This is a genomic window from Microbispora sp. NPDC046933 (assembly GCF_040644635.1).
Taxonomy (GTDB): Bacteria; Actinomycetota; Actinomycetes; order Streptosporangiales; family Streptosporangiaceae; genus Microbispora.
Genome location: NZ_JBEYWW010000029.1, coordinates 33,391 through 55,907, shown reverse-complemented (window position 1 = coordinate 55,907; position 22,517 = coordinate 33,391). Strand labels below are relative to the sequence as shown.

The 22,517-nt window shown below is 73.6% G+C and carries 22 protein-coding genes and 1 riboswitch; of the genes, 8 read left to right on the top strand and 14 right to left on the bottom strand.

Annotated features, from left to right (window positions below; genetic code table 11):
• Positions 1-3: 3 nt before the first annotated feature.
• Positions 4-114, top strand: a riboswitch (TPP riboswitch).
• From thiO to pknB, 4 genes are all read left to right on the top strand, one after another.
• On the top strand, positions 103-1,251 hold the full coding sequence (gene thiO, locus ABZ857_RS32035) for a glycine oxidase ThiO (protein WP_357050403.1): 1,149 nt from the start codon (positions 103-105) through the stop codon (positions 1,249-1,251). It overlaps the preceding riboswitch by 12 nt.
• Positions 1,248-1,448 (top strand): sulfur carrier protein ThiS, encoded by a 201-nt coding sequence (gene thiS / locus ABZ857_RS32030; RefSeq protein ID WP_357050401.1) that lies wholly within the window; start codon positions 1,248-1,250, stop codon positions 1,446-1,448. The genes thiO and thiS overlap by 4 nt, the downstream gene beginning before the upstream one ends.
• A complete protein-coding gene (locus tag ABZ857_RS32025; protein ID WP_357050398.1) occupies positions 1,445-2,215 on the top strand; it encodes a thiazole synthase in 771 nt (256 codons plus the stop codon). Before thiS ends, ABZ857_RS32025 begins: the two co-directional genes overlap by 4 nt.
• 208 nt (positions 2,216-2,423) lie before the next feature.
• Positions 2,424-4,439, top strand: a complete 2,016-nt coding sequence (gene pknB, locus ABZ857_RS32020; protein WP_357050395.1) for a Stk1 family PASTA domain-containing Ser/Thr kinase — start codon at positions 2,424-2,426, stop codon at positions 4,437-4,439.
• Between the two features lie 116 nt (positions 4,440-4,555).
• Here the strand turns inward: pknB and ABZ857_RS32015 are convergent, their stop codons facing one another.
• The 10 genes from ABZ857_RS32015 to uraD all read right to left on the bottom strand — a co-directional run bounded on the left by ABZ857_RS32015 (position 4,556) and on the right by uraD (position 13,345).
• On the bottom strand, positions 4,556-5,143 hold the full coding sequence (locus ABZ857_RS32015) for an NYN domain-containing protein (RefSeq protein WP_357050392.1): 588 nt from the start codon (positions 5,141-5,143) through the stop codon (positions 4,556-4,558).
• 166 nt (positions 5,144-5,309) lie between these two features.
• Entirely contained in the window at positions 5,310-6,275 is a 966-nt protein-coding gene (gene alc / locus ABZ857_RS32010; protein ID WP_357050390.1) for an allantoicase, read from the bottom strand.
• Positions 6,272-7,585 carry an allantoinase AllB gene (gene allB, locus ABZ857_RS32005; RefSeq protein ID WP_357050387.1) on the bottom strand — a complete coding sequence of 438 codons (1,314 nt, stop codon included), beginning with the start codon at positions 7,583-7,585 and terminating at the stop codon, positions 6,272-6,274. The genes alc and allB overlap by 4 nt, the downstream gene beginning before the upstream one ends.
• A gap of 10 nt (positions 7,586-7,595) precedes the next feature.
• Complete coding sequence (locus tag ABZ857_RS32000) at positions 7,596-8,750, bottom strand: glycerate kinase (protein ID WP_357050384.1); 1,155 nt, start codon at positions 8,748-8,750, stop codon at positions 7,596-7,598.
• 42 nt (positions 8,751-8,792) lie between these two features.
• The gene (locus ABZ857_RS31995) at positions 8,793-10,148 is read right to left on the bottom strand and encodes an 8-oxoguanine deaminase (RefSeq protein WP_357050381.1); all 1,356 of its coding nucleotides are present in this window, start codon (positions 10,146-10,148) and stop codon (positions 8,793-8,795) included.
• A gap of 144 nt (positions 10,149-10,292) precedes the next feature.
• Positions 10,293-10,799, bottom strand: coding sequence for a (2Fe-2S)-binding protein (locus ABZ857_RS31990; protein ID WP_357050378.1), 507 nt, complete (start codon positions 10,797-10,799; stop codon positions 10,293-10,295).
• A complete protein-coding gene (locus ABZ857_RS31985; protein WP_357050375.1) occupies positions 10,796-11,653 on the bottom strand; it encodes an FAD binding domain-containing protein in 858 nt (285 codons plus the stop codon). The genes ABZ857_RS31990 and ABZ857_RS31985 overlap by 4 nt, the downstream gene beginning before the upstream one ends.
• A 3-nt stretch (positions 11,654-11,656) precedes the next feature.
• A complete protein-coding gene (gene pucL / locus ABZ857_RS31980; RefSeq protein WP_357050372.1) occupies positions 11,657-12,526 on the bottom strand; it encodes a factor-independent urate hydroxylase in 870 nt (289 codons plus the stop codon).
• A 1-nt stretch (position 12,527) separates the two neighbouring features.
• Complete coding sequence (uraH, locus tag ABZ857_RS31975; protein ID WP_357050369.1) at positions 12,528-12,875, bottom strand: hydroxyisourate hydrolase; 348 nt, start codon at positions 12,873-12,875, stop codon at positions 12,528-12,530.
• Positions 12,872-13,345: a 2-oxo-4-hydroxy-4-carboxy-5-ureidoimidazoline decarboxylase gene (gene uraD / locus ABZ857_RS31970; protein WP_357050366.1), complete on the bottom strand. Its 474-nt coding sequence runs from the start codon at positions 13,343-13,345 to the stop codon at positions 12,872-12,874. The genes uraH and uraD overlap by 4 nt, the downstream gene beginning before the upstream one ends.
• 210 nt (positions 13,346-13,555) lie before the next feature.
• Here uraD and ABZ857_RS31965 point away from each other — a divergent pair, with 210 nt between their 5' ends.
• Complete coding sequence (locus ABZ857_RS31965; RefSeq protein WP_357050363.1) at positions 13,556-14,395, top strand: deoxyribonuclease IV; 840 nt, start codon at positions 13,556-13,558, stop codon at positions 14,393-14,395.
• Positions 14,396-14,868: 473 nt separating this feature from the next.
• On the opposite strand, the gene ABZ857_RS31960 is transcribed toward ABZ857_RS31965, so the two are convergent.
• Both ABZ857_RS31960 and ABZ857_RS31955 read right to left on the bottom strand, forming a co-directional pair.
• The gene (locus tag ABZ857_RS31960) at positions 14,869-15,690 is read right to left on the bottom strand and encodes an ABC transporter permease (RefSeq protein ID WP_357050360.1); all 822 of its coding nucleotides are present in this window, start codon (positions 15,688-15,690) and stop codon (positions 14,869-14,871) included.
• Positions 15,691-15,728: 38 nt separating this feature from the next.
• Positions 15,729-16,673, bottom strand: coding sequence for an ATP-binding cassette domain-containing protein (locus tag ABZ857_RS31955; protein ID WP_357050357.1), 945 nt, complete (start codon positions 16,671-16,673; stop codon positions 15,729-15,731).
• A 77-nt stretch (positions 16,674-16,750) separates the two neighbouring features.
• On the opposite strand from ABZ857_RS31955, the gene ABZ857_RS31950 reads away from it, so the two are divergent.
• Positions 16,751-17,332: a TetR/AcrR family transcriptional regulator gene (locus ABZ857_RS31950; RefSeq protein WP_357050354.1), complete on the top strand. Its 582-nt coding sequence runs from the start codon at positions 16,751-16,753 to the stop codon at positions 17,330-17,332.
• A 78-nt stretch (positions 17,333-17,410) separates the two neighbouring features.
• Here ABZ857_RS31950 and ABZ857_RS31945 read toward each other — a convergent pair whose 3' ends face one another.
• Positions 17,411-18,142, bottom strand: a complete 732-nt coding sequence (locus tag ABZ857_RS31945) for a LytTR family DNA-binding domain-containing protein (protein ID WP_357050351.1) — start codon at positions 18,140-18,142, stop codon at positions 17,411-17,413.
• A gap of 214 nt (positions 18,143-18,356) precedes the next feature.
• Here ABZ857_RS31945 and ABZ857_RS31940 point away from each other — a divergent pair, with 214 nt between their 5' ends.
• On the top strand, positions 18,357-19,724 hold the full coding sequence (locus tag ABZ857_RS31940; RefSeq protein ID WP_357050348.1) for a HAMP domain-containing sensor histidine kinase: 1,368 nt from the start codon (positions 18,357-18,359) through the stop codon (positions 19,722-19,724).
• A gap of 141 nt (positions 19,725-19,865) precedes the next feature.
• Here the strand turns inward: ABZ857_RS31940 and ABZ857_RS31935 are convergent, their stop codons facing one another.
• Entirely contained in the window at positions 19,866-20,603 is a 738-nt protein-coding gene (locus ABZ857_RS31935; RefSeq protein WP_357050345.1) for a TetR/AcrR family transcriptional regulator C-terminal domain-containing protein, read from the bottom strand.
• Positions 20,604-20,697: 94 nt separating this feature from the next.
• Between ABZ857_RS31935 and ABZ857_RS31930 the strand changes: the two genes are divergently transcribed.
• A complete protein-coding gene (locus ABZ857_RS31930) occupies positions 20,698-22,503 on the top strand; it encodes an FAD-dependent monooxygenase (protein WP_357050343.1) in 1,806 nt (601 codons plus the stop codon).
• The last annotated feature ends 14 nt before the right edge of the window (positions 22,504-22,517 follow it).

The following is a 22,517-nucleotide window of genomic DNA, read 5'->3' as shown; positions in this document are numbered from 1 at the left end:
GGGCGTAAGACGCGCGGGAGCCCGGCGGACCGGGCTGAGAGGAGAGCGTGAGGCTCTCGACCGCCCCGACCTGATCCGGGTAATGCCGGCGAAGGGAGCGCTGTGTCCCACACACCGCCGTCCGGCGCACAATCCGGCGCGCAGTCCGGCTACGACGTCGTGATCGTGGGCGGCGGGGTGGAGGGCCTGGCCGCGGCCTGGCGCACCGCACGGCGGGGCCTGTCGGTGGCGGTGGTGGACCCCGCGCCAGGAGGCGGCGCCACTCACGCGTCTGCGGGGATGCTCGCGCCGGTCAGCGAGGTGACCTACACGGAGGAGCCGCTGCTGCGGCTCGGCCTCGCGTCGCTGGCGGCCTGGCCGGCGTTCCGGGCGGAGCTGGAGGACGAGACCGGCGCCGACCTCGACTACCGCACCGAGGGCACGCTGGAGGTCGCCCGCGGCGCGGACGACATGGCCGTCCTCGACGACCTCGCGGCCTTCGAGCGCACGCTCGGCCTGCGGGTCGAGCGGCTCACCGGGCGCGAGTGCCGCTCCTTCGAGCCGATGCTCGCCCCCTCCGTACGCGGCGGGCTGCTGGCCCGCGACGACGCCTGGGTCAACCCCCGCAGGGTCGTGCGCGCCCTCCTCACGGCGTTCGAGAAGGCGGGCGGCACGCTGGTGACCGAGCGCGTCGCCGGGATCGACGCCCCCGTGCCGGGCACTCCGTCCGTACGGCTGGAGTCGGGAGGCGCCGTCGCGGCCGGGCAGGTCGTCGTGGCGGCCGGGTCGTGGTCGGCGTCCCTGCTGCCCGGCCTGCCGGTGCGCCCGGTCAAGGGCGAGATCCTCCGGCTGCGCGGGCCCCGGGGGTTCCTCACCCGGTGCGTCAGGGGGCTGGTGCACGGCTCCCCCGCCTACCTGGTGCCCCGGGGCGACGGAGAGATCACCCTGGGCGCCACGACCCAGGAGATGGGGTTCGACGCGCGGGTCACCGCCGGCGGCGTGTACGAGCTGCTGCGCGACGCCCGCGAACTGGTGCCGGGCATCACGGAGCTCGAACTGGCCGAGACGACGGTCGGCTTCCGCCCGGGCACGCCCGACAACCTGCCGCTCATCGGCCCCGCCGGGCCGCCCGGCGTGCTCGCGGCGACCGGGCACGGGCGCAACGGGGTGCTGCTGTCCCCGGTCACCGCCGACGCCGTCGCCGCGTACCTCACCGGCGACGAGGTGCCCCCGGTCGCCCGGTTCTGCGATCCAGGGAGATTCAGCGAATGAAAGTCACGATCAACGGAGGCGCGGCCGAACTGCCGGACGGCGCCACTGTCGGCGACGCCGTACGGACCCTCACGTCCCTCACGTCCGGCGTCGCGGTGGCGGTGAACGGCGAGGTGGTGAGCCGGAGCGCCTGGGACTCCACTCCGGTCGGCGACGGCGACGGCGTCGAGGTGCTCACGGCCGTGCAGGGAGGATGAGCATGACCGACGACGTCTTCGTGCTGGGCGGGGAGAAGTTCACCTCGCGGCTCGTCATGGGCACCGGCGGCGCGCCGTCGCTGGAGGTGCTCGACCAGGCGCTGGAGGCGTCCGGCACCGAGCTGACGACCGTCGCGATGCGCAGGCTCGACCCGGAGTCCCGCGGTTCGGTGCTGGACGTGCTGCGCGCCCGCGGCATCAAGGTGCTGCCGAACACGGCGGGGTGCTTCACCGCCGGGGAGGCGGTGCTGACCGCCCGCCTGGCCCGCGAGGCGCTGGAGACCGACTGGGTCAAGCTGGAGGTCATCGCGGACGAGCGGACCCTCCTGCCCGACCCGATCGAGACGTTCGACGCCGCCGAGCGGCTGGTCGCCGACGGTTTCGTGGTGCTGCCGTACATCGGCGACGACCCGGCGCTGGCCCGCAGGCTCCAGGACGCCGGGTGCGCCGCCGTGATGCCGCTCGGCGCCCCGATCGGCTCCGGGCTGGGCATCCGCAACCCGCACAGCATCGAGCTGATCGTCGAGGCCGCCACGGTTCCGGTGATCCTCGACGCCGGCATCGGCACGGCCAGCGACGCGGCGCTGGCGATGGAGCTGGGCTGCGACGCCGTGCTACTGGCGAGCGCCGTGACCCGGGCGCACCGGCCGGGCCTGATGGCCGCGGCCATGCGGCAGGCGGTCACGGCGGGGCGGCTGGCCCGCCTGGCCGGACGCATCCCCCGCCGCCGCTACGCCGAGGCGTCCTCCCCCGCCCGCCCGTCCTGAACCCGCCACCGCGACGATCAGCCGTCCTCCCCACCCGCTCGTCCCGAGACGTGTTCGCCGGGCGGGCGGGAAGGCGCTCATCCACGTCTGGTAAGCCCGGTTTTCTGAATCGGCACGGCTTTTCGGACGGCGCGGAAGGCGCCCGAATAGGTCTCGGTTTAGGATTCGGGAACACGCCGGGCGGCAAATCACCCGTAAACTCTGGCGGGTGGACACGACGCTAACCGACCCGCTCGTGGGGCAGTTGCTCGATGGGCGCTACCGCGTCGAGTCCCGGATCGCCCGGGGTGGCATGGCCTCCGTATACCTGGCTCTGGACGTCCGGCTCGACCGCACGGTCGCCGTCAAGGTGATGCACCGCTCGCTGGCCGAGGACCCGCAGTTCGTGCGGCGGTTCATCGGCGAGGCCAAGTCGGTGGCCAGCCTCTCGCACCCCAACATCGTGCAGGTCTTCGACCAGGGCACCGACGGGGCGAACGTCTACCTGTCGATGGAGTACGTCCCCGGCAGGACGCTGCGCGACGTCCTGCGCCGGCGCGGCCGCCTCCCGGCGCGCGAGGCCCTGGAGATGGTCATCCCGGTGCTCGCCGCCCTCGGCGCGGCCCACCAGGCCGGGCTCATCCACCGGGACGTCAAGCCCGAGAACGTGCTACTCGCCGACGACGGCCGGGTGAAGGTCGTGGACTTCGGCCTGGCCCGCGCGATCGAGGCGACCAACCAGACCAAGACCGGCATGATGATCGGCACGATCGGCTACATGTCGCCCGAGCAGGTCACGACCGGCACGGCCGACGCCCGCAGCGACGTGTACGCCGCCGGGATCATGCTGTTCGAGCTGCTCACCGGGCGGCAGCCGTACGCGGGCGAGACTCCGATGTCGATCGCCTACCGGCACGTGCACGAGACCGTCCCCGCGCCGTCCTCGATCATGCCCGACGTGCCGCCGCCGATCGACGCGCTCGTCGCCGCGGCCACCGACAAGGACCCCGCCGGGCGCCCGGCGGACGCGACCGCGATGCTGGTCGCCGCCGTCGAGATCCACCGTACGCTGCCGAAGACCGGGCACACCGGCGCGCACGCCGCCCCCCACGGGGCCCAGGACACCGGCGCTCACACCGGCGCCCACAGCGGCGTACGGACGGGCGCGCACCGGACCATCCCGCCGGCCGGTGGCGCCTCGTCGTTCGGCACGGCCCAGCACGCGCGTCCGGAGCCCGAGCGGCCGATCGAGCAGACGATGATCCAGCCGCGCTCGGAACTGCTCACCGGCCCGGCCGAGACGCGGCGGCGCCGGGGACGCAGGATCAGGCCCGTCTGGTTCGTCGCCGCGCTGGCCCTCGTCATGCTGGCAGGCGTCGGCTTCACCGGCTGGTGGTTCTCCCAGGGCCGCTACACGAAGGTCCCCGACCTGGTGAACAAGCCCGTCACGGTCGCCAGGCAGGAGGCGCAGCAGGCCGGTTTCGAGGTCCGGATCGGCGAGGCGCGGTTCGACGACAAGGTGCCGAAGGACATCGTCCTGGACACCGAGCCGGGGCTGGGCGCCGAGGTGGTCAAGGGCTCGGTGCTCACCCTCATCCCGTCGGCCGGCCCGGAGACGGTCCCCGTGCCGAAGGTCGAGGGTTTCAGCCTGACGGACGCCCGGGCGAAGATCGCCGAGGTCGGGCTGACCCCCGGGCGGGTGAGCAAGAGCGCGAGCGACACCATCCCCCGTGACCAGGTCATCCGCACCAACCCGCCGGTGGGCAAGCGCGTCAAGAAGGGCAGCACGGTCAACTTCGTCGTCAGCGCCGGTCTGCTGATGCCGGACGTCACGCAGATGATGCGTGACCAGGCGGAGAAGTTCCTGCGCGAGAAGGGCTTCAACGTCCAGGTCGACGAGACCGCCGACGACGCCCCGCCGGGCACGGTGATCGCCCAGGAACCCTCCGGCGGCGCCGAGGTGGTGGCCGGGGCGACCGTGCACCTGACGGCCTCGCGCGGGCCGGACGAGGGCTTCCACTGGCCGTGGGAGATCAACCCCGTCGACCCCGCCCAGAGCCCGCCCGCCGTCGTCAACGTGCCCGACGTGCGCTTCAAGGCCGTCAAGGACGCCGTGGCGGAACTGAAGGCGGCCGGCTTCAAGGTCAACGTCCGCAGACTGGCGGGCGTAGGCACCGAGCGCGTGATCGGCGAGAAGCCGCTCGGCCAGCAGCCGCCGGGCACCACCATCACCCTCTGGCACTGACCCGCGCCTCGTCATCGTCCCCGGCATCCTGTCGGGGATCCGATCACGGGGTCAGAAAGCGGGCCATGTGGGTGGCTGCGGCGCCACACGGTCGCGCTCTCCTCCTCGCGGCTTCCTCAGATTCGGTCGATCCAGTCCTCAGTGACCGCCGCCCAGTCATCTTTGTTGAGGAAGTGGCAGTAAGGGAGGTTGGTGCCCTTGATCCGAAGGGGCTTGAATCCTGACCAGCAGGCCACCTCGATGTGTCCCAGACGCAACCCCTTGATCGTCTCAACCGCCGGCAGGAGGTCGGTGTCACTCGAGAACAACACCAGAGCGTCGTACTGCCTCCGCAGCGCCAGATGGATGAGGTCGACGGCCAGAGCGACGTCGATGCCCTTTTCCTGTGGAGGCATTCCATCCGCCCAGCCACGGTAGTTGAGCTGCCGTCGCACCATCTGGACGCGGGTGTCGCGAGTCCACTGAGCCGCCTGCGCGTCATTGGCCGCTGCCGGTAATGGTTGGTAGTTGGGATCGGGACGACCTCGGTACACCCGCACCGCTGTCACCTCGCTCGGACGCGACCGTCGCTGACCGATCAGATCGGCGACCCTCGCGGGATGGGGTACGCACCGGTATGGCGGCAGACCGTAGTTCTCGAAGACGCCATGCCCGCTCAGATGGACGTTCTGAAAGTCCAGGAAAACCGCGACACGCTCGGCCACGAAGTCGTCTCCCGCATGAAAAAGCCCCGCCAGTCCCGGAGGACGGCGGGGAGTAATAGCCCTAGTGTAGCAGGACGAGTCGTGCTCGTTCCGCTACCCTCCGAAATCGCCGTGTCACCATACTCCGCCGCAAGCTTGAGGCGCAGTAATTTCCGATGTTCGCCGGTCAGGGGGTGAGGGTGCCGAGGAGGCGGAGGCGGGCGAGGCCGCCGTCGGGGTAGACGTCGAGCCGGGCGTGGGTGATCCGGCGGTCGTCGTCGAGGCGGAAGCGGTGGCGGGTGTCGGGCTGGAGGCGTGTCCTGGGCAGCAGCGGGAACCAGGCGTCCTCGGCCTCCAGCGGCGCCCGGTCCGCGTCCGCGCCCTTCAGCGACGCCCAGGCGGGGGCGTTGAAGACCAGGTTGGTCGTGTCGATCTCGGCGACGGCCACCCGGCCGGGCCCGGCCAGGGCGACGACGAGCCAGTCGTTGCCGCCGTCGCGGCGGCGGGCGGTCTCCCAGCCCTCGGCCTGGTTGCGGGCCAGGCCGGGCGCGAGGACGTTGTCCGGCGAGGAGTAGAACTCGTCGGAGCACGCCGTGACCAGGCCGCCGTTCTCCATCGCGGCGAGGTCGACGGTGAGGCCCTCGAGGAACGCCCGGTCGGGCACGACCCGCCCGTGGACCCGCAGCCGCGCGACGCCGCCGTCGGGGAAGATGTTCAGCCGCACGTGGGTGAAGCGGCGGGGGTCGGTCACGGCGAACTCGTGGGCCGCGTCGCCCTTCAGCGGGCTCTTCGGCACGATCTCCACCCAGCCGTCCAGCTCGTCCGGCGAGGGATAGCCGTCGGCCGCGCAGGCCTCGACCGACGCGTACGGCGGATAGTTGCCGCGGAACCACGCGGTGTCCACGACCACGCCCCTGATGACCCCCGGCAGGCCGAGCCGCACGATCGCCCAGTCGTGGCCGGGATCGCGCCGCCGCCGGGTCTCCCAGCCGTCGTAGACCTGGCCCTTGGCCCCGAAGGTGTGCGGCCGGAACTCGGCCGGTCCCGGCCTGATCAGGGCCTCCCGTTCGGCGAACGACTCGTCGCTGGCCGCCACGACCGACCCGCCGTGCGTGCGCAGGGCGAGGTCGGGCAGGCGGGTGAAGCCGGTCATCGGACTCCCCTCGTCAGCAGCCGGCCACGCGGGGTGGCGAAATCGACGGGCGTGCCGCGCAGCCAGGTGGTGCGTACGACGCCCGCCAGCCGCGCGCCGTGGTAGGGAGACACCGGGTTGCGGTGGTGGAGCGCCGCGACGTCCACCGTGAACTCGGCGTCGGGGTCGAAGGCGACCAGGTCCGCGTCGTTCCCCACCCGGATCGCCCCCTTGTGCGGCAGGCCGGCCAGGCGGGCGGGGCCCTCGGCCATCCAGCGCGCCACGTCGGCCAGGCCGTACCCTCGAGCGCGGGCGGCGGTCCACACGACCGGCAGGCCGACCTGGAGCGAGGAGATCCCGCCCCAGGCGGCGGCGAAGTCGGGCACCTTGAGGTCGGGCGTCGACGGGGAGTGGTCGGAGACGATCCCCATGAGCACGCCGTCGGCGAGCGCCCGCCACAGCGCGTCGCGGTTGGCGGCCTCCCGGATCGGCGGGCAGCACTTGTAGGCGGGCCCGGCGACCTGTTCGGCCGCCAGGGTCAGGTAGTGCGGGCAGGTCTCGGCGGTGACACGCACCCCCGCCGTCTGGGCCGCGCGCAGCGGTTCGACGCAGGCGGCGGCCGACACGTGCACGATGTGCGCCCGCGCGCCCGTCTCCGCCGCGAGGGCGATCACCTGCTCGACGGCCCGGCGCTCGGCCTCCTGCGGGCGTGACCGCAGGAAGTCGCCGTACGCGGGGCCGCCGGGCTCCGACAGCAGCCCGGGGTCCTCGGCGTGCGCGATCAGCAGGCCGTCGAAGGCCGCCACCTCCGCCAGCGCGGCCCGCAGCCCGTCGCGGTCGAGCGCGGGGAACTCGTCGACGCCCGACGGGGACAGGAAGCACTTGACGCCCATCACGCCGGCCTCGTGCAGGGGCCGCAGGTCGGCGAGGTTGCCGGGGATCGCGCCGCCCCAGAAGCCGACGTCCACGTGGCACCGGCCCTCGGCGGCCTTCCGCTTGACCTCCAGCGCCGCCACGTCCACGGTCGGAGGGAGCGAGTTCAGCGGCATGTCCACGATCGTGGTCACGCCCCCGGCCGCCGCCGCCCTGGTCGCGGTCGCGAAGCCCTCCCAGTGGGTGCGTCCCGGCTCGTTGACGTGCACGTGGGAGTCGACCAGCCCGGGCAGCAGCGGCAAATCGCCGAGGTCGGCGGACTGCCGCGCCACGGCCGTCTCCTCGTAGGGGTGCAGGGCCGCGATCACGCCGCCGCGCACGGCGACGGCCAGCGGACGCTCCCCCTCCGGGGTCACGGCCCGCCGGGACCTCACCACCAGGTCGTACGGTTCCCCCACGCGCCACTCCTCATGTCGTGAGATGTCCGGCGGCGATCCGCGCCGCCAGCCGCTCCAGCAGCGGCCCGGCCTCGGCCACGCAACGGCTCACGTCGGGCTCGATGTCGGTCAGCGCGTACGCCGCCTCGATGCCGGCCGCCCTCAGTTCGTCGTCGCCGACGGTGCGCCGCCCGCAGACGGCCACGACCGGCACGCCGTGCTTGGCCGCGGCGGCGGCGACGCCCACCGGGGTCTTGCCGCGCAGGGTCTGCTCGTCGATCGAGCCCTCGCCCGTGATCACCAACTGGGCGCCCTCCACGTGCCGGTCGAACTCCACGAGGTCGAGCAGATAGCCGATGCCGGGGCGGATCTCCGCGTCGAGGAACGTCAGCGCGCCGAAGCCCACCCCGCCTGCCGCGCCCGCACCCGGCCGCCCGGCCACGCCCATCGCGCGCACGACGCCGTCGTGCTCGGCGGCGCCCGCCAGGCCGTGGGTGTGCGCGGCGACGGCCGCCAGCCGGGCCAGACCGGCCTCCAGCACGGCCACGTCCCGCGGGCTCGCGCCCTTCTGGGGGCCGTACACCGCCGCCGCGCCGTACGGCCCGAGCAGCGGGTTGTCCACGTCGCTCGCCACGATCACCTCGAACCCGCGCAGCAGGCCGGAGGCGTCGATCGTGCGCAGGTCGCGCAGCGCGGCGCCGCCCGGCGGGAGCTCCGCGTCGTGGACGTCCAGCAGCCGCACGCCGAGGGCCTGGGCCATTCCCGCGCCGCCGTCGGTGCAGGCGCTGCCGCCGAGACCGAGCACGATCCGCGTCGCGCCGTGCCGTACGGCGTGGGCGATCAGCTCACCGGTGCCGCGGCTGGTGGCGGTCAGCGGCACGGGATCGCCCGGCAGCCGGCGCAGGCCCGACGCCTCGGCCAACTCGATCACGGCGACTCGTGCGCCGGGCTCGTCGCGCAGGGCGTAGGCCGCCGTGACAGGGTCGCCGGCGGGACCGGTCACCTCCGTCTCGACCCGGGTGAAGCCGCTCGCCACGACCGCGTCGACGGTGCCGTCGCCGCCGTCGGCCACCGGCAGCTCGACGACGGGGACGTTCCCCAATCCGGCGGCCACGTGCGCGGCCACCTCTGGCGAGGTGAGCGACCCCCGGAACTTGTCCGGCGCGATGACGACGTGTCCTGTCATGGTGCGGCTCACCTGTGCCCTTCGATCGTGTCCGGCAACGCCTCAGACATGATCCATGGTGGTCAGCCTGCGGTGGGCGTCGGCCCCCGCCCGCGCCGCCTGATCGGCGGGGACGGTGCGCAGCTCCCCGCCGTCCACCACGGTCCGGCCGCCCACGAGCAGCCGTTCCAGCGGCGGGGTGGCGCCGTACGCGAACGCGACGACGGGGTCGTCGATCGCCGCGTGGAAGCCGCCGAGCCGCCACAGCGCCACGTCGGCGAGCTTGCCGGGCTCCAGTGAGCCGGTCTCGGCCTCCCGGCCGAGGCAGCGGGCGCCGCCGAGCGTGGCCATCTCCAGGGCCTGGCGGGCGGTCAGCGCGCGCGGGCCGTATCTGGCCCGCTGCGTGAGCACGGCCATGCGGATCTCCCCGGCCAGCGGGGTCATCTCGCTGGAGGCCGCGCCGTCGACGCCGAGCCCGACCGGCGCGCCCGCGGCCAGCAGGTCACTGACCCGGGCGATGCCGGCGCCGAGGCGGCCGTTGGAGGACGGGCAGTGGGCCGTGCCCGTGCCGGTCTCGGCGAGGCGCCGCACGTCCTTGTCGGTCAGGTGGACGCAGTGGGCCAGCCACACGTCGGGGCCCAGCCAGCCGAGCCGGTCGAGGTACTCGACGGGCAGCACGCCGAACTGCTCCCTGCAGTGCTCGTCCTCGTCGGCCGTCTCCGCCACGTGCGTGTGCAGCCGTACGCCGTGAGAGCGGGCGAGGTCGGCCGAGCGGGTCATGAGTTCGCCGCTGACCGAGAACGGCGAGCAGGGGGCGACCGCGACGCGCAGCATCGACCCGAACGACGGATCATGAAATTTCCGGATCGCGTCGTCGGTGGCCTGGAGGATCTCGTCGACGTCCTCCACGACCTCGTCCGGCGGCAGCCCGCCGCGCGAGGCGCCCCGGTCCATCGACCCCCGGCAGGGGTGGAAGCGCAGCCCGACCCGCCGCGCGGCCTCGATCTCCGCCTCGAAGAGGTCTCCCCTGCCCTTGGGGAAGATGTAGTGGTGGTCGCTCGAGGTCGTGCAGCCCGACAGGGCCAGCCCCGCCGTCGCGGCGCCCGCCACCACCTCGGCGTCCATCCGGGCCCACAGCCGGTAGCTCGCCACCAGCCACTCGAACAGCGTGCCGTCCGCTGTCACCCCCTGGGACGCCCACTGGTAGAGGTGGTGGTGGGTGTTGACCAGGCCGGGGGTGGCCAGGCAGCCGGAGCCGTCGACGCGCTCCGCCCCCTCGGGCACGGCCGGCGCCGGGCCCGGACCGACCGCCGTGATCAGGCCGTCCTCCACGACCACGTGGCCGGAGGGGATCTCCTTTCCGGCGACGGGGACGACGTAGGCGTTCTCGACGACCACGGGACGTGGGCTCTCGGGCAACGGGACTCCCGGTATGGGCGATGCGGGCGCGGGCGGACGATCTGCGGACCCCGTCATGTGCGAGCCCCCCTCATCTGCGAAGGCCCTCTCACGTGCGAGCCCCCCCCTCATTGGGCGAAGGCCCTCTCATGTGCGCAGGCCCCGTCATGCGCGGGAGCCGGAGTCCGCGCCGTGGCGGCGGGCGGCGGCCAGGCGGACCGCGTCGAGGATCTTCTCGTATCCGGTGCAGCGGCACAGGTTGCCGGCCAGGGCCTCCCGGATGTCGGCGTCCGGCGGCACCCCGTCGGCGTCCGCGAGCAGCGCGTGGGCCTGGACGACGAGACCGGGCGTGCAGAACCCGCACTGCACGGCCCCCGCGTCCACGAACGCGCGCTGCACCTCGCTCAACCCGCCGTCCGGCCCGCCGCCGGAGGTGGCCAGGCCCTCGACCGTCAGCACCTCTCGTCCCTCCGCCTGACCTGCCGCGACCAGGCACGCGCAGACCGGCGTGCCGTCCAGATAAACGGTGCAGGAGCCGCATTCGCCCTGCTCGCAGGCGTTCTTGGCGCCGGGCAGGCCGAGCCGCTCGCGCAGGACGTACAGCAGGCTCTCGCCCTCCCACACGTCGTCGGCCGTCATCGGGCGGCCGTTCACCGTGAGGTTCACCCTCATGAGATCCCCCTGTAGTCGTCCCATGCCCAGCCGAGCGCGCGGCACGCCATCACCGCCAGCGCGTGCGTGCGGTAGGCGGCGCGGCCCCGCACGTCGTCGATCGGCGCGGCGGAGGCGGCCACGAGTTCGCCGAACCTGCGGGCCACACCGGGATCGAGCGGGCCACGGCCGTCCCAGTCCAGCTCCCCGGACGCGAGGTCCTCGGCGTCCGGGGCGCGGCGCGGGGTCGGCGCGGCCGAACCGATGCCGGTGCCCACCCGGCGGCCAGACGGGTGCAGCGCGACCGCGAACGAGCACACCGCGATCACCATGGCGTTCCTGGTGCCGATCTTGGAGAAGTACTGCGGTCCTGTGGCGGCCGGGACGCGCACGGCGCGGATCAGCTCGTCGGGGGCGAGCGCGTTGCGCTTCACGCCGGTGTAGAACTCCCCGATCGGGATCAGCCGGGTGCCGCGCAGCGACTCGGCCTCCACGACCGCGCCGCAGGCCAGCAGCGGCGGGTGGCTGTCGCCCGCGGGCGAGGCCGCGCCGAGGTTGCCCGCGACCGTGCCGCGGTTGCGGATCTGCGGCGACCCGACCGTGCGGGACGCCTGGGCCAGGCCGGGCAGATCGGTGCCGAGCTCGGCGATCAGCCGGGAGTAGGTCACGCCCGCGCCCACGCGGATCTCGACGCCCTCCCGCGACCACTCCCCGAGCTCGGGGATCGGTGTGAGGTCGAGCAGGGCGGCCGGGCGGCCCTTGTCGAGGTTGATCTCCACCATGACGTCGGTGCCGCCCTGGATAGGCGTGGCATCGGGGCGCTCGGCCTTCAGCGCCAGGGCCTCCGCCCAGGTCCGCGGTCGCAGGAAGTCCATCGGCTACTCCCAGGCCGGGCCGGCGGCGGGCGCGTCCTCGCGCAGCACCGTGCCCTCGATCAGCCCGTACGGCCGGTCGGCGGCGAAGAAGACCTCGCCGTCGTTGTCCAGCCCGAAGGGCGCCAGGTCCACCAGGAAGTGGTGCTTGTTCGGCAGCGACAGCCGCACCTCGCAGACCCCGGGACACTCGGCCAGCACCCGCGTGCCCATGGCGTACAGCGTCTGCTGCAGGGACAGGCTGTAGGTGTCGGCGAAGGCCGCGAGCAGGGCGCCCCGCGCGTTCTCGTACGTCTTGTCCCAGTCCTGGGGGTCCTGGGAGGCGTCCGCGTGCCGCCACGCCACGTCCACGGCGGTGGCCAGGACGCGGTCGCGGGTCTCCGGCAGCGTCGTGTACTCGTCCTTGGCGAAGCCCCGGAACTCGGAGTTCGTCGTGTTGAGCACGACGAGGTCGCGCAGACCGGAGACCACCCACGACCGCGTCCCGTCGTAGTGGGCCACGCACGTGCGGACCTCCCGGCCCGAGCGGACGAACGAGTGCCCGAACGCGCCGTTGCGCTCCCAGGCGTGCTCCTCGACGGCGACCCTCGCGTGGTGGATCGCGGGCCGGGAGCCCGCGAAATGACGCGCGAGCAGCAGCGCGAAGTCCTCGATCGCCCCGACGCCGTGTTTCTTGGCGAACGCGAAGACCGTGTTCTTCTGCGTGTCGGTGGGCAGGACGGCGGAGTTGTCCCCGCTCAGGTGCACCTCGGTCATGTCGCCCGACAGCGACGTGCTGACCGTGAGGTCCTTGATCCGGTGGGCGTCACCGTGCCGGGTCACCCGCACGACCCTCGTCTCGGCCTTGCCATACCTGTTGGGCCCCAGAACGGCCACGTCAGCTCCCCCGGTAGGTCGAGTAGGCGAACGGGCTCAGCAGCAGCGGCACGTGACAGTGCTCGCCGGCCTCCCGGATGGCGAACACGACGCTCACCTCGGGGAAGAACGCCTCGTCCCCCAGGTAGGCGCCGGTGTCGAACACGAGCCGGTAGGTCCCCGGGCGCGGGTCTTCGGCCGGGTCCCACTCCCGGCCCAGCGGGGTCCACTCCCGGATGCGGCCGTCGCCGTCGGTGCGGCCCTCCGCCACCGGCACGAACCCGTGCGCGGCGCGGCGCGACAGCCGTACGAACAGGTCCTTGGCCGGCCGCCCGGCGGCGGTGTCGAGCACGTGCGTCGAAAGGCTCACCGGCCCTCCCAGAGCTTGGCCAGCCGCAACGCGACGATCTTCGACAGCTCGTCCCTGACGACCTCGCGCTCGGTCTCCTCGTCGTTGCCGAGCCGGCCTCGCAGCAGCTCCAGCAGTTCGCCGGCCTCCCGGCCCGTCGCGCACACCAGGTAGACGTGGCCGAACCGGCTCTCGTAGGCGGCGTTGCCCTCGCGGAGCGCGCCGAGCACCTCCCGGCCGGCCTCCGCGGTCCCGGACTGCTCGGACCGCGACCACGCGGCCTCGCGTCCCGCGCCGTCGGGCCGATCCCCGATCCGCGGGTGCGCCGCCAGCGCCTCCAGCACGTCCTGCCAGGTCAGCGCCGCGAGAGCGGACTCGCTCGCGCGGCGGAGCCCGTCGAGATCCCCGTACGGCCCGCGCGCGGCGACCGCCTCCACCCACCTCGCGGAGGCGCAGCAGGACCGCAGGTCCTCCCTGCCGGGTTCGCGCATGCCCGTCAGTCAACCGCCGGGCCCGAGGCCGGGTCCAGCGGCGCGAAGTCCGAACCGGACGCCCCGCGCGGGGGGCCGCTTTGTACGTTGTGACAAAGGGACTGCGGCAGAAGGGACTATGGCAAAAGGGACTGCCGCGAAAAGGGGGCTGCGGCGAAACGGGCGGCACCAGCCTGCGTCAATGTCCTGTGCCAATACTCTGGGGGCATCATGACTCCTTCCAACCTCATCGGCGGACACGTCTTCGTCGCCGGCGGCCTGGCCAAGGGCGGGCTGAAGTACGCGGCCGACATCGGCGCGGAGATGATCCAGGTCTTCGTCACCAACCCGCGGGGCTGGGCGCTCAGCGAGGGGAACCCCTCCGAGGACGCCAAGCTGCGCGAGTCGGGCGTGCCGGTCTTCCTGCACGCCGCCTATCTCGTGAACTGCGGGTCGCCGACGCCGGAGACCCTGGAGAACTCGATCGCGGTGATCCGCCACACCCTGCGCAGGGGCGTCGAGACCGGCGCGCTCGGCGTGGTCGTCCACACCGGCTCGGCCGTGAGCCAGTCGCGCGAGGCCGCGATGCGCCAGATCCACGAACGCCTGCTGCCGGTGCTGGACGAGCTTCCGGACGACGGCCCCGACCTGCTGCTCGAACCGATGGCGGGCCAGGGGCAGATGCTGTGCGCGACCGTCCAGGACCTCGGGCCCTACCTGGAGGCCCTCGACCATCACCCCAAGGTCGGCGTGTGCCTCGACACCTGCCACGCCTTCGCGGCGGGGCACGACCTGGCCGCGCCGGGCGGGGTGCGGGAGATGATGGACGCGCTGAACGACGTGGCCCCCGGCCGGCTCAAGCTGATCCACGCCAACGACTCGAAGGACCCCTGCGGCTCCAAGCGGGACCGGCACGAGAACATCGGGGCCGGGCACATAGGCGCCCAGGCGTTCGGCGAGCTGATGCGCCACCCCGCGGCCGCCGGGGTGCCCGTCTGCATCGAGACCCCCGGCAAGGTGGAAAAGCACCGCGAGGACATCGAACTGCTCAAGAAGCTGCGCGGCGACTGACCGGAGCGTTCCCCGGGGCCGCCGGTCACCGCGCCGCAGCGGCGTTTCCCGGCGGTGCCGGGCGTCCAGAGGTGGCGGCACCCGGCGTTCAGGGGCAGCCGCCCCGCGGGGGAAGCGGGGATGAGGCGTTCGCGGCGATCCGGCGCCCCCGTATGGCCGGATCGCCGCGCACCCCCCCGATACGCGCTGGCGGGGCCCTTCCCCCCCGAGTAGGGCCCCGCTTGGTAACCAATCGGTGACAACCTGCTCACTTTGTGATTACCCCGCGTGTCTTGCGACGTGCGAAAGACTACGAGGTGTAATTGGGCGGCGGGATGGCCCTTCGGACGAGCGGTCTCTAGTTAGCGCCATGCGGCCCGCTCGCACACGACGAGCGGGCCCCGGGAGACGACGAGCGGTAGATCGGGGCGCGCGCGGACGCCCCCGGCCGGGCCGCGCGCTCCCGGCGGGTGTGCACACTGGATGTGCACAGCTCAGCCACCGAGGCGGCGGTAGCGGCGGGCGGACAACGGCAGGAAGACGAGCGTGATCAGCAGCGGCCAGCCGATCGCCAGCACGAGGGCGTGCTCGGCGGCCCAGGATCCGCCCTGCCATCCGGGATTGCCGAACAGCATCCGGCACGCGGCGACCGTCGCCGACAGCGGGTTCCACTCCGCGATCGCCCCGAGCCAGCCCGGCAGGAGCGCCGGGGACACGAAGGTGTTGGCCAGCATCGTGAGCGGCAGCAGCGGCAGCCAGGTCGCGCCCGCCGCCTCCGGAGTGAGCGTCAGCCCGAGGTAGATACCGACCCAGATGAGCGCGAAGCGCAGCAGGAGGAGCAGGCCCACGGCGGCCAGGGCGGCGCCGATCCCCCGGTGCCAGCTCCATCCGGCGACCAGGCCGCACGCGACCAGGATCAGCAGTTCGAGCACCGAGTTGACGATGTCGGCGAAGGCGCGGCCGAGCACGACGCCGGGCCGTGAGATCGGCATCGAGCGATACCGGTCGGTCACCCCGCGGGCGGTCTGCAGGCTGACCACCGTCATCGTGGTCATCACCCCCATGGCCATCGTCTGGGAGAACATGCCCGGCATCAGGAACTCGCGGTAGTCGCCGCCGCCCGCGACGTTCATCGCGCTGCCGAGGACGTAGCCGAACAGCACGACCATGACGATCGGATACAGCGTCAGGTTGAGGACCGCGGCCGGGTTGCGGACCCAGTGCTTGAGGTTGGTGCGGGCGATGACCGAGGCGTCCGACAGCGTCCAGCGCAGCCGCTCGCCCCAGCGGGGCGCGGCGTCCACAGCGGCATCCATTGGGGCGTCCATCGGGGCGTCCGGGGCGGCGAGGGCGCTCACGCGGCCGCCTCCGCCGTCAGGGTCAGGAACACCTCGTCCAGCGTCGGACGGCGCAGGGAGACGTCCTCGACCTCGATGCCCCGCCGCTCCAGCTCGCGTACGACCGCGGTGAGCGCCCCGACGCGGTCGCGTACGGGGGCGGTCAGGCGGCGCGTGTCGGGGTCGGCCGCGGGCTCGGCCTGCGCGACGCCCGCGAGGACCGCGGCGGCGTCGCCGAGGCGGGCGGGATCGCGCACGACGAGGTCGAGGTGGTCGCCGCCGATCAGCGACTTCAGGCGTTCGGGGGTGCCGTCGGCGATCACCTTTCCCCCGTCGATCACCGCGATCTGCCGGGCGAGCTGGTCGGCCTCGAACAGGTACTGCGTCGTCATGAGCACGGTGCTGCCGGCGTCGGCGAGCCCGCGCACGGTGCGCCAGACCTCCGTGCGGCTGCGGGGGTCGAGCCCGGTGGTCGGCTCGTCCAGGAAGAGCACGCGTGGGGCCTGGATGAACGCGGCGGCCAGGTCGAGACGCCGTCGCATGCCACCGGAGTAGTGCCTGACCCGCCGGCCGGCCGCCTCGGACAGCCCGAACCTCTCCAGGAGCTCGCCGGCGCGGCGGCGCGCGGCGGCCGTGCCGAGGTGGTGGAGCCGCCCCCACATCTCGAGGTTCTCCCGCCCGGTGAGGATCTCGTCCACGGCGGCCTCCTGCCCGGCCAGGCCGATGCGGCGGCGCACCTCGGCCGGCTGCCGGGCGACGTCGAACCCGGCCACGAGCGCGCGGCCGGAGCCGGGCCGGACCAGCGTGGTCAGCACGCGGACGGCGGTGGTCTTGCCCGCGCCGTTCGGGCCGAGAACCGCGCACACGCTCCCGTCGGCGACCCTCAGGTCGAACCCGTCGAGGGCTGTGGTGTCGCCGTAGCGCTTGCCCAGCCCCTCGGCGACAATGGAGTAAGAGTTCATGAGCCCATAATGGGACTTAGATGTCTCATTATCAACCACGATCGCCTCCTTATGGAGGCGCTGCTAGCCTTCCGGGGGTGACCGACACCAGGGAATCGGGCACGCGCAGCCGCACGCGCCGTGCCATCCTCGCCGCGGCGGCCTCGGTCCTCGCCCGCGATCGCGGCGCGACGCTCGCGGACATCGCCGAAGCCGCGGAGATCGGCCGCAGCACGCTGCACCGCTACTTCTCCGACCGGCAGGACCTCGTGAACGCGGCGGTCGTCGACTCCTTCCGTGTGGTGGAGAGGTCGACGGCCGAGGCGGCCATCGACCAGGGCCCGCCGCTCGAGGCGATGCGCAGGCTGATCGCGGCCCTGGTGGACGCCGGGGACCGCCTGGCGTTCCTGTTCGGCGACCCCCGGGTGCTGGAGGAGTTCACGGCCTGCTTCGAGCCGGACATGTCGGTGCCGACCACCGTCAGCCTGATCCGGCGCGGCCAGGCCGAGGGCGTGTTCGACCCGGGCGTCAGCGCCGAGTGGATCCAGCAGGTGCTGTGGGCCCTCACCTACACCGGCTGGGAGGCGGCGGAGAAGGGGCTGCTCCCCCGGCACGGCGTCGCCGCCGCCGTGTCCCGCGCCTTCGAGAGCGGCGTGGTCGTGCCCCCCGCCCGCCCCTGAGGCGCCGTACGGCCACTCCGCGGCCGCCACAGAGGAGGCGGCCTGGTCTCGTGGGGCGCCGGGTGACCGCGCGAAGGCTCAGGGACGGAACTGGCGGACGAGCTGCTCGCGCACCTGCCGGGTGTGCCGCCTGCTCACCGGCAGCGTCTCGCCGCCCACCTCCAGCACCACCCGCCCGGCGTCGAAGCGCAGCTCGCTCACGTGCCGGGCGTTGACGAGGGTGCTGCGATGGGCCCGGACGAACCCCGCGCCCGCCCAGCGGCGTTCGAGCGCCGCGAGGGACATCCGTACGAGGTAGACGGCGCCGGCCGTGTGCAGGCGGACGTAGTCGCCGTGGGCCTCGGCGTAGCACACGTCCTGCCGGGCCACGAACTTCGTGCGGCCTCCGAGCTCGACCGGGATCGTCTCCAGGTCCTCCTCCTCGGCGCCGGGAGGCGTGACGGCGGCCGAGAGCCGGCGTACGGCCTCCGCCAGGCGTTCCGGGCGTACGGGCTTGAGCAGGTAGTCGACGGCCTCCAGCTCGAACGCCTGGACGGCGCAGTCGTGGGCGCTGACGAACACCAGGCGGGGAGGCGTGGGGAAACCGCCGATGAGCCGGGCCAGGTCGAGGCCGTCGAGGCCCGGCATGCGTACGTCCAGGAAGACGCCGTCCAGGCGCTCCCCGTCGGCGATCATCTGGACCATGTCGTGCAGGGCGGCCCCGCCGTCGGTCGCCGTGCTCACGTGCTCCACCCGGGCGTCCTGGCGGAGCAGGAAGGCGAGCTCGGACAGGGCGGGGACCTCGTCGTCCACCGCGAGGACACGCAGCATGGCGTCCACCGTGCCGCGTGCCCCGCCCTCCGCGCAAGGGGTGACCGAGCGGTAGGTGACTTTCCCGATACCCTTCGCGACCGTCGCGGCGGGGGCCGCGGCAAGCTCCCGGCCAAGGTTGGGTAGAGCTATTGGCCTTTCGGCGTCTATCAGGCCTTTTGTCCACCAGGGCTGCTTACCTTTGACAGGGAGACCAGGTCGAACAGGAAGTTCGATGAGCATCAGGCCCGGCACGTTCCTTCTCCTCTCCCACTCGATCCAGGCGCGTGTGACACTGACCGTGGCGGTGGTGTCCGTGCTCGTGGCCGCGGTGATCGGGGCCGGTCTGTGCCTGCTGATCCGGCACCGGATCGAGAGCGACATCTTCATGGAGACGCGCGGCGTCGCCACCGAGTGGATCGGCCGGATGGAACCCGGCCGCGTGCCGCCGCCGATGCCGTCGGCGCGGGTCCCGCTCGTCCAGCTGGTCGACTCGCGGGGCCGGGTCGTGATGGCGGGGCCCATGACCGGCGACAGGCCGCTGAGCACGGTCAGGCCGAGCGAGGAGAACCGTTTCGCGGACGTCACGGAGTGCTCCGCGAGCGACCGGTGCGTCATGCTCACCGCCGGCCGGGTCCCGTCGCTGCAGGCATGGGAGCTCTGGAAGGGCGAGCCCCACTTCGTCTACGCGGGCACGGACCAGCCGCCCGCCCTGCGCGGGCACCGGCTGGAGTTCCTCGTCGGCGCCGGCGGGGCGCTGCTGGCGGCCCTGTGGACGTGGACGACCTGGCGGGCGACGGGCCGCATCCTGCGGCCGATCAACGCGATCCGGCAGCGGATGTCGGAGATCACCGCCAACGACCTGTCCCTGCGGGTGCCGCAGCCGTCCGGCCGGGACGAGATCGCGCAGCTCGCCCGCGCCGCGAACCAGACGCTCGGCCGGCTCGAGTCGGCGGTCACGCGGCAGCGGGAGTTCGCCGCCGTCGTGTCCCACGAGCTCAAGTCCCCGCTCACCGGCCTGCGCACGGGGCTGGAGGAGGCGCTGCTCTACCCGGAGATCGACGCGCGGGAGGCGATCGCCAGGTCACTGCCGGCCACCGATCGCCTGCGGGAGATCATCGACGAGCTGCTGGCCTTCGCCCGGCTCCGCAACACGCCGCGCTCGTCCGAACCGGTCGACCTCGGTGCGCTCGTACGCGCGGAGGCGGCGGCGCGCACCACGGGCGTGCCGGTGCACGCCAGGACCGAGCCGGACGTGCGGGTCCTCGGCAACCGCGTGCAACTGGCCAGCATCGTGACGAACCTGCTGGTGAACGCGCAGCGCCACGCCATCGGGCAGGTGGACGTGAGCGCCGAGCGCGCCGGCGCCCAGGCGCTCGTGGTCGTGCTGGACGACGGCGACGGCGTGGCCCAGGAGGACAGGGAACGCATCTTCGACCCCTTCATCCGCCTGGAGGCGGGGCGGCGCCTCGATCCCGGCGGCAGCGGCCTCGGCCTGGCCCTGTGCCGGGCGATCGCGGTGGCACACGACGGCAGCCTGTGCGTCGAGGACTCCCCGCGCGGCGCCCGGTTCGTCCTCCGGCTCCCACTCCTCACCGGCTGAGCGCCGGCCCCGGCGACCAGGGCCCTCCCCCGCCGCGCCGTCGTCTCGTCGCCCCGCCGCCGCGGTGGCACGGCTGTCGGGGGGGGCAGGGCTATCGGGGGGCAGGGCTATCGGGGGCCACGGTTTCAGGGGCCACGGTTTTCAGGGGCCACGGTTTTCAGGGGCACGGCGTACGCGGGCCTCCACGCCGTCGAGCACGCACTCCAGGCCGAATTCGAAGCGCTCGTCCGGCCCGGCGTCGTCGGCCTCCGCCACGCGGCGGGCGAACTGCGGGTAGGCGCCGCCCGCGATGACCTCGCGGATGTAGGGGCCGACGCTCTCCCGCCACTGCTCCTCGGTCAGACCCGTACGCCGCCGCGCCTGCTCCTCGGCCAGTTCCCTGCCGACCGCGCCGAAGACGTACGAGAGAACCGTGTCGACGGCCTGCGCGGCGAGGGTGATGTCGGCGGTGAGCGCGGCGGCGGCGGTGAGCGCGGTGTCCTGCTGGCGGAGCGAATTGGCCCCGAGGGCCGGGCGGCCGGTGAGCTCGGAGGCGAGCCACGGGTGGCGCAGCAACGTGGCGCGCAGGCGGCGGGCGACGGCGGTCATGTCGGCCCGCCAGTCACCGGTCGGCTCGGGCGGGGCGGTCTCGCCCTGCACCGCGTCGATCATCAGATCCAGCAGGTCGTCGCGGCTCTCCACGTAACGGTAGAGCGACGCCGTGCCGGATTCGAGGTCGGCGGCGACCCTGCGCATCGACAGCGCGGCCAGCCCCTCGGCGTCGGCGATCACGACGGCGGCGCGCACGATCCGCTCCACGCTCGGGGCCTGGCGGCGGGGCGTGCGCCGTTGCTTGCTCCACACCAGGATGTGCTCCGGCCCCTTCGCCGGATCGGTCATCGCGGGCCTCCTCCCATGCGCCGTTGCGGACAGCGTATCCCAATGGCTACGGTGTATCCGTTTGCGAACACCGTAGCCACAAGAGGGGTTCTCCATGCCCGTGAAGCACGTTCCCGTCCTGGTCGCAGGCGGCGGCACCGTCGGCCTCGCCACCGCGCTGTTCCTGGCCCGCCACGGGGTCGAGGCCCTGGTCGTCGAGCAGCGCCCGGGACCGTCGCGGCATCCCCGGGCCACCGGGCTCGGCCCGCGTACGGTGGAGTTCCTGCGCCAGGCGGGGCTCCAGGAGGCCGTCGACGCGGTGGCCGTGGACATGTCCGTGGGCGGCCTCGGCAAGGTCCACGCCACCACGCTGGCCTCCGCCGATCTGTCCCGCTCGCCGTCCCTTCCACCCGCGCCCCCGGCCGGTGCGGAGCGAGTGGCCGGCGCGGACTGGGTGGCGGAGGTCAGCCCGGGGACGATCCGGGGGACCTGCCCCCAGCACCTGCTCGACGCGGTGCTGCTTCCGGCGGCACGCGAGCGCGGCGCGGTCGTCCGCCACTCCACCCGGCTGTCGGCCTTCGAGCAGGACGCCGACGGGGTCACCGCGATCCTCGGCGACGGCGAGACCGTGCGGGCGGACTACCTGGTGGCCGCCGACGGCGCGCGCAGCGACGTGCGCGGGCTGCTCGGCGTGGGCACGTCGGGCCCCGGCGGGCTGGGCAGCCCGAAGATGAACATCCTTTTCCGGGCCGACCTCCGGCCGTACACGCGGGGACGGTTCTTCGCCACCTGCACGATCACCACACCCGACGCGCCCGGCCTGCTGGTCACCGTGGACGGGGAGAAGGAGTGGGCCTTCCACATCGACTACGACCCGGAGGCGGGCCAGAGCCCGGAGGACTTCACCCCCGAGCGGTGCGGCGAGCTGATCCGCGCGGCCGTCGGCGATCCCGGCCTCGGCGTCGAGGTGCTCAGCGCGCTGCCGTGGCGGCCGCGCGGCCTGCTGGCCGGCCGTTTCCGCGCCGGGCGGGTGTTCCTCGCGGGCGACGCGGCGCACGCGGTCCCGCCGCTGGGCGCGTTCGGCCTCAACACCGGCATGGCCGACGCCCACAACCTCGCATGGAAGCTGGCCGCCGTGCTCGCCGGGCAGGCAGGCCCGGGGTTGCTGGACAGCTACGAGGCCGAGCGGCGCCCGGTGGCGGCGCTCACGCTGGAGCAGGCGCTGCTACGGCTGAGGCACCCGGAGCTGCACTGGGCCCGGGGACCGGAGGCCGCGGCGGCTCGCGCGGCGGCGGGAGTCGTCAACGCCCCGGTCGTGCACATGGGCTACCGCTACGGCTCCGGCGCCGTGGTGGGCGGGCGGCCGGACCTGCCCTCCACCGAGCACGTCGCCCTCGACCTGGACGGCTCCCCGGGCACGCGCCTGCCCCACCTGTGGGTCGAGCGGGACGGCGTGCGTCTGTCCACCCTCGACCTGGTGTCCGGGTTCACCCTGCTCACCGGCGCGGCGGGCGAGAGCTGGACGCGGGCGGTACGGGACGCGGCGGACCGGCTCGGCGTGCCGCTCGCGGTCTGCCGCATCACCCCCGGCACCCCGCCCGCGCCCCGCAGGATCACCGGCACGCCACTCGCCGCGGACGAGATCGCTCCCGGCACGCCGGTGACCGGCACGGGCACGACCGGCCCCGACGCCCCCGGCGCTACCGACGCTTCCGGGGTGTCCGGCGTTCCCGAGGTATCCGACGTGTTCGACAGGGACGGGCGCTGGCCGGGCCTCGCCGGCATCGGCGAGGACGGCGCGGTGCTGGTGCGGCCCGACCAGATCGTGGCATGGCGGGCGCCCAACACGCCCGCCGGCCCTGCCACCGATGCCGCCGGCGACCTGACCCGGGCGCTCGCCCACGTGCTCGCCCGCCCGTGACCGCCGGCCTGAAG

Coding starts and splice junctions, on each gene's coding strand:
- thiS (WP_357050401.1), top strand. CDS start 1,248: ATGAAAGTCACGATCAACGGAGGCGCGGCCGAACTGCCGGACGGCGCC.
- ABZ857_RS32025 (WP_357050398.1), top strand. CDS start 1,445: ATGAGCATGACCGACGACGTCTTCGTGCTGGGCGGGGAGAAGTTCACC.
- alc (WP_357050390.1), bottom strand. CDS start 6,275: ATGACCGGCTTCACCCGCCTGCCCGACCTCGCCCTGCGCACGCACGGC.
- ABZ857_RS32000 (WP_357050384.1), bottom strand. CDS start 8,750: ATGACAGGACACGTCGTCATCGCGCCGGACAAGTTCCGGGGGTCGCTC.
- ABZ857_RS31990 (WP_357050378.1), bottom strand. CDS start 10,799: ATGAGGGTGAACCTCACGGTGAACGGCCGCCCGATGACGGCCGACGAC.
- ABZ857_RS31985 (WP_357050375.1), bottom strand. CDS start 11,653: ATGGACTTCCTGCGACCGCGGACCTGGGCGGAGGCCCTGGCGCTGAAG.
- uraD (WP_357050366.1), bottom strand. CDS start 13,345: ATGCGCGAACCCGGCAGGGAGGACCTGCGGTCCTGCTGCGCCTCCGCG.
- ABZ857_RS31965 (WP_357050363.1), top strand. CDS start 13,556: ATGACTCCTTCCAACCTCATCGGCGGACACGTCTTCGTCGCCGGCGGC.
- ABZ857_RS31960 (WP_357050360.1), bottom strand. CDS start 15,690: ATGGATGCCGCTGTGGACGCCGCGCCCCGCTGGGGCGAGCGGCTGCGC.
- ABZ857_RS31955 (WP_357050357.1), bottom strand. CDS start 16,673: ATGAACTCTTACTCCATTGTCGCCGAGGGGCTGGGCAAGCGCTACGGC.
- ABZ857_RS31945 (WP_357050351.1), bottom strand. CDS start 18,142: ATGCTGCGTGTCCTCGCGGTGGACGACGAGGTCCCCGCCCTGTCCGAG.
- ABZ857_RS31940 (WP_357050348.1), top strand. CDS start 18,357: ATGAGCATCAGGCCCGGCACGTTCCTTCTCCTCTCCCACTCGATCCAG.
- ABZ857_RS31935 (WP_357050345.1), bottom strand. CDS start 20,603: ATGACCGATCCGGCGAAGGGGCCGGAGCACATCCTGGTGTGGAGCAAG.
- ABZ857_RS31930 (WP_357050343.1), top strand. CDS start 20,698: ATGCCCGTGAAGCACGTTCCCGTCCTGGTCGCAGGCGGCGGCACCGTC.